Consider the following 12,317-nt stretch of genomic DNA (forward strand, 5'->3'; position numbering starts at 1 on the left):
CGGCCGCATCGCGACCCCGCAGCCGCCCCGTGCCGCCCATGAGCCACGGCCTTGCGAAAGCGCACTGAACTTCTTACCCTCTACCGCAACCGCCTCCGTGCTCAGTAATCGCGACATTGCGTGAGGAATGCGATGCCCCGCATCTTCGATAACATTGAGCTCGACCTGCTCCCCGCGCTTCGGGCCACCCTCGAGGTTGCTAACCGCTCGGATTTCTGCGTCGGCTACTTCAATCTCCGCGGATGGAAGGCGATTGACGACCTTGTCGAACCATGGACGGGTGGGCCGGACAGGCAATGCCGTCTGCTCGTGGGCATGCAGCGCCTACCGCAGGATGAGCTGCTCGCCGCTGTCAGTCTGACTCAGGGCAATGACCAGCTCGACAACCAGACGGCCTTACGCCTCAAGAAGCAGTTGGCCGAGGAGTTCCGCGACCAGTTGACATTCGGAGTTCCGACCAATGCCGACGAGGCGGGTCTGCGTCGTCTGGCCGCGCAACTGAAGGCAGGGAAGCTCGTCGTCAAACTATTTCTCGGTCATCCGCTTCACGCCAAGCTCTATCTTCTTTTCCGCGCCGATCCCATCAATCCCATCGTCGGCTACCTCGGCAGCAGCAATCTTACGCTCTCGGGCCTCTCCCATCAGGGTGAACTCAACGTAGACATCCTCGACCACGACGCGGCCGGCAAGCTCGCCCAGTGGTTCGACGATCGGTGGAACGATCGCTGGTGTTTGGACATTACGACCGAACTGGTGCAGGTCATCGACGAAAGCTGGGCGCGTGAAGATGCGCTCTTGCCATACTTGATCTACGTCAAAATCGCCTATCACCTGGCGCAGGAAGCTCGCGACGGGCTGTCCGAGTTTCTTATCCCGCCGGAGTTCGGTCAGCGGCTGTTCGATTACCAGGTCGCCGCGGTCAAGATTGCCGCCCACCATCTCAACAAGCGCGGCGGCGTGCTGATCGGTGACGTGGTCGGGTTGGGGAAGACGCTGATGGCGACCGCGGTTGCGAAGATCTTTCAGGACGACCACTTCACGGAGACGCTCATTATCTGCCCGAAGAATCTGGTGAAGATGTGGGAGGACTACGTTTCGGAGTACCGCCTCCTTGCCAAGGTACTTTCCGTGACGAGAGCCGGGCGCGAGCTGCCAGACTTGCGCCGCTATCGCGTCGTGCTTATCGATGAGAGCCACAACCTGCGCAATCGCGAGGGCAAGCGCTACCGGGCCATTCAGGAGTACATCCAGGAGAACGAGAGCAAGTGCATCCTGCTATCGGCTACACCTTACAACAAGACGTACATGGATCTATCGAGCCAGCTCCGCCTGTTCGTGCCCGAAGACAAGGACCTGGGCATTCGCCCCGAGCGGCTGCTGAGAGAGTTGGGTGAGACCGAGTTCATCCGTCGCCATCAATGTTCGGTTCGTTCCCTTGCCGCGTTCGAGAAGTGCGATCACGCCGACGACTGGCGCGAACTGATGCAGCTCTATATGGTCCGCCGGACGCGGAGCTTCATTCAAGACAACTATGCCGCCACCGACCAGGCCACGGGCCGAAGGTTCCTCACGTTCGAGGACGGCACGCGCTCTTACTTCCCGGATCGCACCCCCAAGACGGTGAAGTTTAGGATTGACGAGCAGGACCCGACTGACCAGTACGCCCGCCTGTACGCGCCCGATGTCGTCAGCGCCATCAACGCGCTTAACCTGCCGCGGTACGGATTGGCCAACTACGTCGCGGCCACACCGCACAAGCCGCCCACGCCGGCCGAAGCCAGGCAACTGCAAGACCTGTCTCGCGCTGGCAAACGGCTGATGGGGTTTTGCCGAACGAACCTCTTCAAACGCCTTGAGAGCGGCGGCGAGGCGTTTCAGCAGTCCATCGAGCGCCACATTCTGCGCAACTATATCTTCTTGCATGCGATTGAGCACGGCTTGCCACTGCCCCTCGGCACGCAGGATTCCGGCCTTCTCGACGCGGGGAACTACGATGAGGATGTGGACGACGAGGCGGCCAGCGCCGAGCTGTTCGAGGAGGACAGCGGGGAGGAACAGAAGCCCCCTGGAACGCTGGGGCTCCGCACTTCTGCCGACTTCTCTCGACGGGCTTCCGACGCCTACCAGCGATATGCCACGCAGTTCAAGCGCCGTTTCAAGTGGCTTCGTCCCGACCTCTTCGTCAAGTCCCTTGCCAAGGACTTGGCGGACGACGCCGCCAGCCTTCTGGCCCTCCTTACGCGCTGTGGAGACTGGAATCCGGCCAAGGACGCCAAGCTCGAAGCACTCCATGAGCTGCTCACTGAGGATCATCCAGATGACAAGATCATCGTCTTCACGCAGTTCGCTGACACCGTGCGCTACCTGGAGGCGCAACTTCGCGCCAGGGATGTTGAGCGGCTCGCGGGTGTCACAGGCAAAGCCGAGGATCCGACCAGCTACGCTTGGCGCTTCAGCCCCGAGAGCAACCACAAGCGCGACCAGGTCACGCCGCACCAGGAACTTCGGGTCCTGATCGCGACAGACGTTCTGAGCGAGGGCCAGAACCTCCAGGACGGCGCCATCATCGTGAACTTCGATCTGCCCTGGGCGATCATCCGGCTCGTCCAGCGCGCCGGCCGCGTGGATCGCATCGGCCAGAAGTCCGAAAAGATCCTCTGCTATTCCTTCCTGCCCGCAGAGGGCGTCGAGAATCTGATCCGTCTTCGTGCCCGCGTGCGGCAGCGTCTCCACGAGAATGCCGAGGTGGTCGGCACGGACGAGGCCTTCTTCGAGGACGAACGCGAGCGGCAAAAGCTTCTCGATCTCTACCACGAGAAAGCGGGCATCCTCGACGGCGAAGCTGAGACCGAGGTGGACCTCGCATCCTACGCCTACCAGATCTGGAAAAACGCCATTGACCGTTTCCCCGAGCTGCAGAAGACCATTCCGGCCTTGCCGCCAGTCGTCTACTCCACGCGCCCGCACCGAGCGACCGCCAACAAGCCGTACGGCGTGCTCGTCTATTTGCGAACGGCCCAGGACAACGACGCGCTCGCCTGGGTCGATACGGACGGTAATCCCGTCACCGAATCGCAGTTCGAGATTTTGAAGGCTGCCGAGTGTGCACCCGACACACCGGCGCTCCCCCGGCAGGAAAGCCATCATGAGCTGGTCCGCAAGGCCGTCGAGTTGATCGCTGCCGAGGAGAGATCCGTGGGCGGACAGCTGGGGCGGCCCTCGGGCGCTCGTTTTCGCACGTACGAGCGCTTGAAGCGCTACGCCGACCAGGTGAAAGGCACGCTCTTCGACTCCCCGGAGCTCAGCAAGGCAATCGAGGAGATCTACCGATCCCCGCTCCGCCAGTCGGCCACGGACACGCTCAACCGCCAGCTCCGTGCCGGTATCTCCGACGACACGCTGGCGGAGCTGGTGATGGCGCTGCGCGACGATGACCGGCTCTGCATCATTCATGAAGAGGAACGGCCAAACGAGCCCCAGATCATCTGTTCGCTGGGGCTCGCCCCCACCACCCCGAATGCTGGAGCTGAGGCTCAGGAATGAGCCTGAACTGGGCTCGTGCTCGCCAACTGCTCGCCGACGGCGACCTCCGAAGCCTCTTCATCGATGCGCTTGGCTGGGATCACTACACCACCCCGCTGGACATCACAATCGATGGCTCGATCCTGACGCTCCCAGCGCTGGCACACAAGCGCGGCATGGTGGCATACCAGTGTGCAACGCCTTCCGCCCAGTCCCTGGCAGACTATGCCCAACGCCGCAAGATCGAGCACCAGGTCGGCAAGGCCGCGCACGAGCACCTGATCGTCTTCACCGATGCTGCGAACCAGACGCAGATTTGGCAATGGGTGAAGCGCGAGCCAGGCAAGCCCGCAGCGTGCCGCGAGCGTACCTTTCATCGCTCCCAGCCCGGCGACGCACTGGTGCAGAAGCTCGAGGCGATCGCCTTCACGCTGGAAGAGGAGGAACGCCTTTCACTGACCGACGTGACCCGCCGCACCCGCGCCGGGTTCGACGTCGAGCGCGTCACCAAACGCTTTTACGACCGGTTCCAGAAAGAGCACACTGCCTTCCTCAGATTCATCACCGGCATCACCGATCGCGCCGATCATGAGTGGTATGCCTCAGTGATGATGAACCGCCTGATGTTCGTCTACTTCATCCAGCGCAAGGGCTTCCTCGACAACGACCGTGACTACCTCCGCAACCGGCTTAATCGGATGCGTAACGCGCACGGTGAGGACAAGTTCTATTCCTTTTATCGCTACTTCCTACTGCGCCTGTTCCATGAAGGGCTGGGCGGCAGGCAACGCAGTCCCGAACTCGAAAAGCTCATCGGCCGCATCCCTTACCTCGACGGCGGCATCTTCGATGTCCACGAGCTCGAACGGCCCGATCGCTACGGCAAGAGCATTCAGATCCCGGATGATGCCTTCGAGCATATCTTCGACTACTTCGACCAGTACCAGTGGCACCTCGACGAGCGGCCGCTGCGCGCCGACAACGAGATCAACCCGGATGTGCTGGGCTACATCTTCGAGAAGTACATCAACCAGAAGCAGATGGGGGCTTACTACACCAAGGAGGACATCACCGAGTACATCAGCAAGAACACCGTGGTCCCGTTCCTCTTCGACGCCGCCCGCAGCAAGTGCAAGGTGGCGTTCGAAAACCCCAAGGGCCCGACCGTCTGGGATATATTGAAGGACGACCCCGACCGGTACATATACGAGCCTGTCCGTCACGGCGTGACCTGGAACTACATCCCGCGCGATCCCAACCAGGGTGAGCCCCTTGCCCATCCTCTGGAACTCCCGCTCGACATCGCAGCCGGGCTCAACCCCCCCAGCTTGCAGCAGCCTGTGGGCGACGGCCCCGTCCAGACACTGGAACTGCGCAAGGGCTGGAACAAAACCGCACCCGCTGAATACGGCCTTCCTACTGAGACCTGGCGCGAGGTCGTGGCGCGGCGCAGGCGCTACGAGGAGATCAAGGCCAAGCTTGGGGCCGGCGAAGTCCGCGACGTCAACGACCTGATCACCCTCAACCTCGACATCCGCCAGTTCGCGCAGGACGTGATCGAAAACTGCGAAGGCCCGGAATTGCTCCGCGCCTTCTGGCACGCTATTGAGAAGGTCACGATCCTCGACCCGACCTGTGGCTCGGGCGCGTTCCTTTTCGCCGCGCTCAATATCCTGGAGCCTCTCTACGAAGCCTGTCTCGACCGCATGCAGGCGTTCGTCGAGGACCTCGAACGCTCCGGTGAGAAGCACCGCCCCGAGAAGTTCTCCGACTTCCGCAAGGTGCTGGCGCACGTGGCCGCCCATCCCAACCGCCGCTATTTCATCTTGAAAAGTATCATCCTCAACAACCTCTTCGGCGTGGACATCATGGAAGAGGCGGTCGAGATCTGTAAGCTCCGCCTCTTCCTCAAGCTCGCCGCACAGGTCGAACCAGACACGGCACGCGGTAATCTCGGCATCGAGCCGCTGCCGGACATTGATTTCAACATCCGCGCCGGTAACACGCTTGTGGGCTACGCTACCTATGACGAGGTTCTGAAGCAAGCGGAAGGCGACTGGGTTCGCGAACAGGCGATAGAGAGCATCAAGATCACGGCCGCGGACCTGCAGCAGCCCTTCGACGCCTTTCGCGCGCGGCAGGTTGAGGGCGACGGCTCGGTGCCCACCGAGGACAAGCAGAAGCTTCGCAGGCGTTTGAACGCGCTCGGTGATGAGCTCGACTGCTACCTCGCGACCGAATACGGCGTGGAACCGTCGAAGAAAGATGCCTATGCCAAGTGGCTCAAGTCACATCAGCCGTTCCACTGGTTCGTGGAGTTCTACGGAATCATGAGCGGCGGTGGGTTCGACGTGATTATCGGGAATCCGCCATACGTGGAGTATGCAAAGGTCAAGGCTGACTACCGAGTCGTTGAATCAACCTACTCCTGTTTGCAGTGTGGGAATCTCTATGCGCTTGTGCTTGAGCGCTGCTGCCGGATGATCAACGGGAACGCCCGCGTCGGGATGATCGTTCAACTATCCGCCATCTGTACCGATCGGATGCAACCCCTACAAGTAGTGTATCGCCGCTCTTTTACCAGCATTTGGGCAGCCTGCTACGACGATCGTCCCGCCAAGCTGTTCGATGGGCTGGAGCACATTCGAGCAACGATAATCCTGAGCCATCATGGTGCAGGGACGGCAATGCATATCTGTACCACAAATCTTCTGCGGTGGTATAGCGAATATCGGGATGGTGTATTTCAACTGCTTCGCTTTGGACCCGTCTCGGACGTTTGCATTTCTGGGAGCTTCCCGAAGCTTGGAGATCCCGCGTTGGGAAGCACTATCCGAAGGGCGCGTGCAATGCCGAGCACGATGGAGTCGGTTCATCGGCTCGGTTCGCCGGACGCGGTTTACTATTACCGAAGCCCCCTATACTGGATTCGCTCGATGAACTTCCTTCCGCATTTCGACTCCGGTGCTGCATCGAGGTCAGTGCATCACTTCAAGGACTTCGGGCTTCGGGACAAGCGCCTCGCTCCCATTGTCGGATGCGTCATCAACAGCACAACTTTCTACACGTGGTTTATGGCCTACGGTAACGGCCGCAATGTCGCCATACGTGACGTCACCACGTTTCCGGGACCAAACAGTCTCTTCACCGACGAAAGCGCGACCGAGTTTCGTTGTTCTCCAGGCTGATGGCCGATTACAAGACGCACTCGCTTGTTCGGAAGCGTAACGATGGTGTCGAGTTCCAGGAGTTCTACCCCTCAAAATCCAAGCCCATCATCGACGAAATCGACCAAGTGCTCGCCCGCCACTACGGCTTCACCGAAGAGGAGCTGGACTTCATCATCAACTACGACATCAAGTACCGCATGGGCCGCAACGCGGAGGGTGGGGACGAATGAAAACGAGCAGGAGATCCGTACCGCGGGCGCGGAGATCATCGAAGAGTATCCAGAGGACAAGTATTCGCCCAGCGTCTTGTTACTGGGCTTTACATCCGCCGGGCGCCCTTTGCATATTCAGGTATCGGCAGCGACTCGGACCTGACAAGAATCATTGCACTGTACGAGCCGGACCCGATCGCGTGGGTCGAGCTTCGAAAACGGAGGTAACCATGTCAACGTTCCAATGCGACGTCTGCGGCGGGGAAACCGCCAGGAACGAGTTTGTGAGCGAAGTGCTGGAAGTGGATGGCCGGCGCGTGTTGGTAGAGCATATCCCAGCGCAGGTCTGCACGCGCTGCAGTGAGCCGGCATTCTCGCGGGAGTCCACCGAGCGCATCCGTCTGATCGTCCGTGGCGCGGGCCGCCCCGCCAGGACCATCCATTGGACGTGTTCGAGCTTGCGTAGGACCATTCTCCGCATATTCGGCATTACGGCTTCGAGGGGGAGAAGCTCGACTGCATCATCAACTACGACATCAAGTACCGCATGGGCCGCGACGCGGAGGGCGAGCGGGTGAAATGAGAGTCGTCACCGATTGTTTCGGGCACCGGGCGCGACTGACCGATGAGAGATTGGCGCACATCTTGGAGCATCCCGAACTGAAGGAGATGCAGGCGGAAATTGAGCAGGTGCTGCGGCAGCCGCGACTGGTGCGACGCTCGCGCACGGATGCTCCCGTGCGGCTCTTCTACGCTTATTATGCGCAGACGCTGGTCGGTGGCAAGTGGCTGTGCGTTGTGGTGAAATATAGCGAGAATGATGCATTTGTCGTCACGGCCTACTTGACGGACAAACCGAAAGCCGGAGAAAACCTATGGCCCAAAAAGTAAAAGTGTGGTTCGACGCGGAAGCGGATTACCTGGAGGTGCAGTTTCGCGAGAGTCCCGGGTATATGAAAGAAACTGCCAATGCTGCGGTCATGGAGCGGGTAGACGAACAGGGGCAGGTCGTCGGGTTTAGCGTGATGGGCGTCAGCCGGTTCACCAGAGACAAGCCATTGGAAGCGGAGTTGGTATCTACGTGAGCACGTAGCCTACACACCGCGACTGGTCACGGCGCATCCCCACGAGGAATGAGAGCGAGCCATGATTAAAGAACATGACCGAGTGGTGCTGACAACGCCAGCGTCCACAGAAAGTTTGGAAGCTGGCGACGTGGGCACGGTGGTACACGTGTACCGGGACGGACTCGCCTTTGAGGTGGAGTTCACGACCTTGCGGGCAAGACCGCCGCTGTCGTGACGCTGGAAGCCTCGCAGGTCCGACCCGTGGGCAGTCGAGAGATTACGCACGTCCGCGAACTGGCCGCCGTTTAACCTGCGCTGGCCGAAAATGTGGAAGCCCGCGCCGAGCGGGCCGTAACCGCGTTTGTCGACTGTAGCTAGTAGGCAGTCATGTTAAATCGAAGTGATTCGTCACCCCGGCAGGGATTGCCGGGGTCCAGGATGCAGCACAGCACCGACATCCATGTGCTCTGGATTCCGGCAATCCATGCCGGAATGACGTGCCTGTTTGAATCTCCTTGACTGACTAATAGGGTGAACCATGAGATTAAACGTTGACCGCGAAGCCGACGCCCTCTATCTGCGTCTGGACGATTCCAAGATCATCGAGTCGGAGGAGGTCTCCCCCGGTGTGGTGCTGGATTACAACGCCGACCATCAGATGGTTGGCATCGAGCTCCTTCAACTTTCCAAGCGTGCGCCCAACCTGGATGCAGGGAAGCTCCTTTTCGAGACCACGCCCGCCCTGGTTCGCCGATAGGGCGGGCGGCCGGGGAAATCGCGACAGATCAGAACGGAAACACCGGACCTCCTGTTGAGCGACGACACTAGTCTGTCGGTGAGGCAGCAAAATCAGCGCCTTGGTCGCGACACGGATGGCTAGCACGCATGACTGCGACCAAGCTTGCCTTGCTCGAGCCCACGGACGCGCACTGGCCGACACAACTGGGTGAGAGGCTCGGAGCGTCCGCTCCGCGGGTGTTGCAGGCCATCGGGCCGGTGACGCTCCTCGCCGCCCGTAGGACCGCCCTCTTCTGCTCTGCCCGCACACCCGGCGACGCCATCCTCCGCACCCACGATACCGCCCGGCGATTGCGCGATGAGGGCGTCACGGTCATCAGCGGCTTTCACTCGCCCATTGAGAAGGACTGCCTGCGCATCCTCCTGCGTGGCACGCAGCCGATCATCGTCTGCCCTGCCCGCGCCATCGAGGGAATGCGCATCCCGCCCGAATGCCGCGCCGCCTTCGAGGCGGATCGGCTGCTCTTCCTCTCCCCCTTCACCGAGCGACCCAGACGCGTCACCCAGGGATCGGCAATGCGCCGCAACGAGGTCGTCGCGGCCCTGGCCGACGAAGGGTTCCTCGCCCACATCACACCCGGCGGCCGGACGGAGCGGATGGCCGAGATGCTCGGACGCTGGGGAGTCCGGGCGATCCCAAACGGGTGAGGGTCACGCGGCAGCGTCTCGTGCCGAGACCACTCAGATTGTACAGATGGCCGAGAGCTCGACACGATCCAGATCGCCGCCCTCCCCGCTCTCCAAGATCCGCCCGTTCGTCGAGGCCCGCGAAGTTGCCCTTCGGCCTGAGTCGCGCCTATTACCGCGCTGGCCCGGCGCCGGGAGGTCGTCGTGCTGCCGCTCTTTTTGTTCGCGGCCGGGCAGTCAAGAACGACCTCCCCTTGGCCCGCGCCGAGGGCCGGCGGGCGTTCCCACGACGCGCTTCGGCGCCGCGCGGGCCCTCGGGGTGGACCCGGGCCTGGTCGGTCTGGCCTACGCGCGTGCCCGGCCGGTTTTAGATGAGGCGCCGCGAAAGACGGCGCGGTCGTGCTGGGGCGCGGATCGAGCGATCCGGATGCGAACGGTGATTTCGGCAAGATGGTGCGGCTTCTCGGCGAGGGCCGCGACCTCGCCTGGGCCGTGCCGGGCTTCATCGGCATCACCAGACCGTCCTTCGAGGAGGCGATCGAGTTCTTGGCCCGTGCCCGCCTGCCTGCATCGTGGTCGTCCCGTATTTTCTATTCGCCGGGCGGCTCATCGACGTCAGCGCCTGCGTCGATGCGATTCGGCATGTGTTCCCCCCTGCGGGTTGCGAACGAGAGGCCGGGAACAAAGCCGAGAAACGGCACGGCCGGCAACCGGGTTTCCCCGATGCCGGCCGCCAGCACCAACGCGGGAGCGACGGTCAGCCGCCGAGCCGCTCGAGGAACTTGTCGCGCAACAGGTTGCCCTTGAGCATGGAGACGAACTGGTCCTCGGTGTAGCTGTCTTGGAGCTTGAAGGCCGAGTCGTACTGACCCTTCTTGGTGAGCTTGTCGAAGAAGCCGTACGCGGAGACGACCTCCTTCACGTCGTCCTTCGTGAGCACGCCCCTCTCGGCGTAGCGCGCGAAGACCTGGTGAATCTTGTCGGTGTTGACGTTGCCTTGCATGTCGTAGAACCCGTCCCCCTTCGAGGTGACCTTGGCCAGATCGCTGCCGAAGAAGACCTTGGCGAAGGCGGCCTTGTACTTGGACGCGAGCGATGAGCTCCCGAGCACCTCGAAGCCCTGGGCGAGTTCCTTCACGGTGAGCTTGCCGTCGATGTTGAAATCGAACGCGGCGAAGTGGTTCTGCTTGTCCGACGGATAGCGGAACACCTTCGCGGCGGAGTTCCGGTACGCATCGCTGATCGGAGCGGTCATGGAGAGGTTCTCGACAAGAAGGCAAATGTAGTTGCGAGGTCCAATCTCGGGGATCCAAGCCTTTGGATCCACTCGCGTGAGTGGGGCCACTCCTCGTTGACTTGAAGGGGCCCCCGAATAGGGTGCGCCGCCTCTTTCAACGGGAGAGCACTGTGATGAACCGGCTCATCTAAGCCTAGGAATTTCAATGCGAGTTGTCAACGGGGAATGTATCGTCGCACGGGCCGGGCGGTGATTGGGGTCTGGAAGTGGTCCGTGGCGGGGCAGGTGCGCTCGGTTGAGGCGATCCCGGTGGGCTGGCGGGGGCTCTGGGCTTGGTAGCCGGTGCCTGAACGCGAAATGCGCTTGCGGACCACGCCCGATTATTTCGTGCCCGAGACGCTGGTGCGCGAGCGCGTGCTATGGAATTCCTCGCCTCAGTGGCCGCCGAGCTGGGCGGTTCCGCGGCGCTCCTCGAGGATATCCGCGCAGCCAACACCGCTCGCCATGTCCTGGATCTCTGCCGCGAGGCGGGGCTCATCGGGATCACGACGCTCGTGTGCCACAAGGTCGCAGAGCACTGTACCCCCCATGCGGGCGGGGGATTGGAGGTATGGGCAATTTCGGAGGCGGTCTGCTCGGGCGTTACCCGGAAGCGGTTTCATGAACGACATGCGGGTGGTATTCTATCCACCATGGTGTCCGGGCTCGAAACAGGATTCATCCTGGATCGTCAGTGGTTCCGGTTGCAAGGTGAGATGAAGTCGCACGAAACGTCCCGCCCTCTTGGCCCTTGCTCGGATCCTGGCAGACACGGAAGCGTGTTATGCCATTATCGGAGGGGTGGCACTCCAGACTCACCAGGCAGAGCCGCGCGGTCGGCCCCGAGCGCGGCGATTGTTTCGCGATGGTGGGGTGGTCTCGCGCAAAGAGCGGAGTGGGCTCCTGGCCGGCCTTGTGCCGCTGCAGGAGCTCGCCGGGTAAGCACAGCCCCGAGACGCGAAGCCGCCCGCGCGGCGAGGCGGGAGACCTGTCGAGTAGACAGGGGTACCATCGCGGCGTGTCCGCGATGCTTCTAAACTTACAGGAGGCAGGCCCGTGAGCAGCTCGTTCAAATGCCAACGGATCGCCGTCGTACCGCTTCGGGATCGCCCGTCCGGTCTGATATACCTGATTGAGAACCGCTCGCCAGGCCACCCACCGACGAGGCCATGACCATGGAATCCATCAAGCCAGTATTGCATGTGTACCAGAGCGGCTCCACACATTGGGTCGGCGACGGTTTTCCCGTGCGCAATCTTTTCCCCAGCAACGACCTGGACCAACAGCTCAGTCCCTTTCTCTTGCTGGACCATGCAGGTCCTACCCATTTCCCACCGACAAATCAGCCGCGTGGCGTGGGCGAACATCCCCACCGAGGTTTTGAAACGGTAACCATCGTCTATCAAGGCGTACTGGAACACCGGGATTCCGCGGGAAATCACGGCACGATCGGCCCCGGCGATGTGCAATGGATGACGGCGGCCTCGGGGGTCGTGCACGAGGAGAAACACGAAAGGGAATTGGGTGCGGCTCTTTTAGAACGACGCGCGGACGGGTCAGGCGGCCTTTCGAAAGTCGTGGCTCGCCATCCGGGAAAGGTGGTTGCGCGTCTGCTCTTGGGCCTTGTGAAACGCCCAGTAGGTCT

At 61.5% G+C, this 12,317-nt stretch carries 11 protein-coding genes and 1 pseudogene; 10 read left to right on the forward strand and 2 right to left on the reverse strand.

The genetic code is table 11. The features are described from left to right. Positions 1-132: 132 nt before the first annotated feature. From M3461_13915 to M3461_13955, 9 genes and pseudogenes are all read left to right on the forward strand, one after another. Positions 133-3,543: a phospholipase D-like domain-containing protein gene (locus tag M3461_13915; protein ID MDQ3775359.1), complete on the forward strand. Its 3,411-nt coding sequence runs from the start codon at positions 133-135 to the stop codon at positions 3,541-3,543. Beyond that, positions 3,540-6,710, forward strand: a complete 3,171-nt coding sequence (locus M3461_13920) for an SAM-dependent methyltransferase (protein MDQ3775360.1) — start codon at positions 3,540-3,542, stop codon at positions 6,708-6,710. Before M3461_13915 ends, M3461_13920 begins: the two co-directional genes overlap by 4 nt. Beyond that, complete coding sequence (locus M3461_13925; GenBank protein MDQ3775361.1) at positions 6,710-6,922, forward strand: hypothetical protein; 213 nt, start codon at positions 6,710-6,712, stop codon at positions 6,920-6,922. The genes M3461_13920 and M3461_13925 overlap by 1 nt, the downstream gene beginning before the upstream one ends. A 212-nt stretch (positions 6,923-7,134) precedes the next feature. After that, positions 7,135-7,482: a YgiT-type zinc finger protein gene (locus tag M3461_13930; GenBank protein MDQ3775362.1), complete on the forward strand. Its 348-nt coding sequence runs from the start codon at positions 7,135-7,137 to the stop codon at positions 7,480-7,482. Between the two features lies 1 nt (position 7,483). Next, entirely contained in the window at positions 7,484-7,795 is a 312-nt protein-coding gene (locus tag M3461_13935; protein ID MDQ3775363.1) for a DUF4258 domain-containing protein, read from the forward strand. Next, positions 7,780-7,989: a DUF2283 domain-containing protein gene (locus M3461_13940; GenBank protein MDQ3775364.1), complete on the forward strand. Its 210-nt coding sequence runs from the start codon at positions 7,780-7,782 to the stop codon at positions 7,987-7,989. The genes M3461_13935 and M3461_13940 overlap by 16 nt, the downstream gene beginning before the upstream one ends. A gap of 61 nt (positions 7,990-8,050) precedes the next feature. Further along, positions 8,051-8,280: pseudogene (locus tag M3461_13945) on the forward strand (DUF4926 domain-containing protein). Between the two features lie 229 nt (positions 8,281-8,509). After that, positions 8,510-8,728, forward strand: a complete 219-nt coding sequence (locus M3461_13950; GenBank protein ID MDQ3775365.1) for a DUF2283 domain-containing protein — start codon at positions 8,510-8,512, stop codon at positions 8,726-8,728. 128 nt (positions 8,729-8,856) lie between these two features. Further along, on the forward strand, positions 8,857-9,417 hold the full coding sequence (locus tag M3461_13955) for a DNA-processing protein DprA (GenBank protein MDQ3775366.1): 561 nt from the start codon (positions 8,857-8,859) through the stop codon (positions 9,415-9,417). A gap of 569 nt (positions 9,418-9,986) precedes the next feature. Here the strand turns inward: M3461_13955 and M3461_13960 are convergent. Further along, complete coding sequence (locus M3461_13960) at positions 9,987-10,139, reverse strand: hypothetical protein (protein MDQ3775367.1); 153 nt, start codon at positions 10,137-10,139, stop codon at positions 9,987-9,989. Positions 10,140-10,153: 14 nt separating this feature from the next. After that, positions 10,154-10,651 (reverse strand): hypothetical protein, encoded by a 498-nt coding sequence (locus M3461_13965; GenBank protein ID MDQ3775368.1) that lies wholly within the window; start codon positions 10,649-10,651, stop codon positions 10,154-10,156. 1,205 nt (positions 10,652-11,856) lie between these two features. On the opposite strand from M3461_13965, the gene M3461_13970 reads away from it, so the two are divergent. Next, the coding region (locus M3461_13970) for a pirin family protein (protein ID MDQ3775369.1) at positions 11,857-12,317 on the forward strand (461 nt) is incomplete at its 3' end.

This window comes from Pseudomonadota bacterium (genome assembly GCA_030860485.1).
Lineage (GTDB): Bacteria > Pseudomonadota > Gammaproteobacteria > JACCXJ01 > JACCXJ01 > JACCXJ01.